The organism is Pseudoalteromonas sp. BSi20429 (genome assembly GCF_000238895.1).
Lineage (GTDB): Bacteria > Pseudomonadota > Gammaproteobacteria > Enterobacterales > Alteromonadaceae > Pseudoalteromonas > Pseudoalteromonas arctica.
The window spans coordinates 1-256 of record NZ_BADV01000113.1 but is presented as its reverse complement, the minus strand read 5'-3'; the positions used below and the strand labels follow the sequence as shown (position 1 = coordinate 256).

The 256-nt window shown below is 39.1% G+C and carries 1 tRNA gene; it reads left to right on the top strand.

From position 1 onward, the window contains the following. Positions 1-160: 160 nt before the first annotated feature. Positions 161-236: transfer RNA gene (locus P20429_RS00690), tRNA-Val, on the top strand. Positions 237-256 lie beyond the last annotated feature (20 nt).

The window sequence follows — 256 nt, the reverse complement described above, 5'->3', positions numbered from 1 at the left end:
ACATATAAACCTATTATTATATAATAGTCGTGTTTTAAAATTGTAATATGGGTCGTTAGCTCATTTACAAGAAAAGAGAGCATCACCGCCTTTTATAAAAGATGGCGAAGTTCACTGGTTAAAGTCCAGTACTATCTATATAGGTAGTAGCATGTAATATGGGTCGTTAGCTCAGTTGGGAGAGCATCGCCCTTACAAGGCGAGGGTCACTGGTTCAAGTCCAGTACGACCCACCATTCTTAGAATGGTGCATATT